This is a genomic window from Phycicoccus sp. (genome assembly GCF_035325325.1).
GTDB lineage: Bacteria > Actinomycetota > Actinomycetes > Actinomycetales > Dermatophilaceae > Phycicoccus.
In genome coordinates this window covers 1-2,293 of record NZ_DAOLAC010000029.1, presented here as the reverse complement: position 1 = coordinate 2,293, position 2,293 = coordinate 1, and the positions used below count along the sequence as shown (strand labels likewise).

Here is a 2,293-nt window from a genome sequence, read left to right as displayed (position 1 = left end):
CGCAGCTCACGGACGACGGCGGCCTGCCGGCGGACGAGGCGCAGGCCACCGGCCGAGAGACCGCGGCGGTGGCTGCCGCGGAGAGCGTCCTCGGTGGAGGCGAGCTCGGCGATGAGCTCGCGGACCGACGGGGTGCTTTCCGGGGAGGCCGTCGTCGTCATGACCCGACCCTCGCCCCGCCACCTCAGGGTCGCCTCGGGGCATCCTGTGAGGTGTCTGTCAGTGCGGGCGTCAGCCGTTCTCGTGGGCGTGGGCGTCGCCGGGGCCCTGAGGGCCGTGAGGGCCGTGAGGGCCGTGAGGGCCGTGCGAGGCGCGGGCGGTCCGGTAGTCGGCGAGCCGGCGGTCCGCGTCGTCGCCGAAGAGGATGCGCGCGACCTCGATGAGGCCCTCGGACCCCTCGATGTCCTCGTCGCGGACGACGAGGTCGATCTTCGAGCGGCGCCGCATGAAGTCGTCGAGGGTGACGACCATCTCGTGCTGGGCGGCGGTGTACAGCTCGGCGCGCAGGTAGTCGGCCGAGCCCATGACGTCCTCGCCCATCGTCGGGTCGGCCCGGATGACCTCGAGGAGGTCGAAGGCGCGCCGGCCGTAGCGACGCCAGAGGCGGTCGGTGAGCGGCTCGGTGTCGGGCTTGGTGCGCAGCGCGTCGAGACGCATGAGCCGGGCCTGGCGGTAGAACTCGCTGCGGGTCTGGGCCGCGGGCTCGCCGTACCAGTTGCCGAGGTCCTTCTCGAGGGGCACGCCGAGGTGCTCGACCTCGGCCGCGACCTCCTCGCCGACGTTGAGGCAGTCGGTGAGCTTGCCGCCGAGGACGGTGACGACGGCCCGGTGGTCGTCGCGCTCGATCTCGTGCTTTCGCGACAGCGAGGTCCAGTCGGCCTCGGTCTGGTCGCCGGCGCCGCGGGTGACGACGAGCGGCCGGACGCCGCAGCGTTCGGCGATGACGTCCTCGGGCGTGAGCGGTGACGGTAGGTCGAGGCGCTTGTTGATCTGGTCGAGGAGGAAGCGGCGGTCCTCGTCGGTGACCTCGGTGTACGGGGTGTCGACGCGGGTGTCGGTGGTGCCGATGACCGAGCGGCGACCCATCGGGATGACGTAGAAGAGGCGCTGGGTGTCGTCGAAGAAGGCGAGCACCCGGTCGTGGCGGGTCGTCGTGAGGCGCGGGACGACGAGGTGGATGCCCTTGGAGAAGACGATGCGGTGCTCGGTGCGCAGGTCCCAGGACTCGTTGAGGTCGTCGACGAACGGTCCGGCCGCGTTGACCAGGACCCGTGCCGCCGTGGTGATCTCGTCGCCGGAGTCGGTGTCGCGCAGGTGGCAGACCCAGCGGTCTCCGATCCGCTCGGCGGAGAGGAGCTCGACGTAGTTGGCGACGGCTGCGCCGGCCTCGAGGGCGGACCGGACGAAGGAGAAGACGAAGCGGCTGTCGTTATCGACGAGGAACGCGTCGCGGTACTCGATGGCGCCGCGGACGTCCGTCGTGTCGATGACGGGCTCCTGCTCCTTGACCTCCTCGGCGTCGTACAGGTGGGGTCGTTCGGTGCCGAAGAGGCCGATGCCCCAGTAGGCGGTGGCGCCGAGCCCGGCGAACCACGGCTTGTAGGGGGAGGAGTGGTCGAGCGCGGCGAGGAAGCCGATCTCCTTGATGTTGTCCGGGTAGGCCTTCATCAGCCGGTTGCGGCTGCGGCAGAGGCCGAAGACGAGGGGCAGCTCGTAGTTCTCGAGGTACTTGAAGCCGCCCCACACGAGGTTGGAGGACTCCTGGCTCGTGAACCCGCCGAAGTCGCCGCGGTCGATGAGGGCCACCGACGCGCCGCGACCGGCGAGGGCCGCGGCGGAGACGGCACCGTTGATCCCGGCGCCCACGACGAGGACGTCGAACAGGCCCCCGTCGATCCGCTCGATGTTGGCCGACCTCAGGCTCATGACCCCAGCCTATTGCGCCGCCCGCACGGCTCCGGCGGCCGGTGCCCGCTCAGACGGGCGGCTGTTCAGAACGGCGGGCCGGCGGGCAGTGGTCGTCGCGCGCCGGGGCGTGGCGGATGCAGTCCCGTGACGTGGACGGGACGTGCAGGTCGGCGGACCTCGACACGGCAGGTGCTGGGCAGGGGGTCGCGGCCGCCGAGGGCGTGCTCGATGGCGAACTCGAGGGTCGAGTGGGGTGCGTCGGGGTCGACGAGGCTGGGTCTGGGGGGTGGGTGTCGGCTGTCGTGCCCGGTGTCGGGGAGGGTGAGATGTCGGTGGTCGACGGGGTCGGTGGTGCGGACCCGTCCGGTGGGGTCGGTCCAGGTCA

Annotated in this window: 1 protein-coding gene and 1 pseudogene; both read right to left on the bottom strand. The window is 71.6% G+C overall.

The annotated features are described in order from the left end of the window. Positions 1-231 precede the first annotated feature (231 nt). The gene (locus PKA89_RS15110) at positions 232-1,926 is read right to left on the bottom strand and encodes an FAD-dependent oxidoreductase (protein ID WP_324420883.1); all 1,695 of its coding nucleotides are present in this window, start codon (positions 1,924-1,926) and stop codon (positions 232-234) included. A 65-nt stretch (positions 1,927-1,991) separates the two neighbouring features. Continuing rightward, positions 1,992-2,293 (bottom strand): annotated as a pseudogene (locus PKA89_RS15105) (hypothetical protein); the annotation flags it as partial.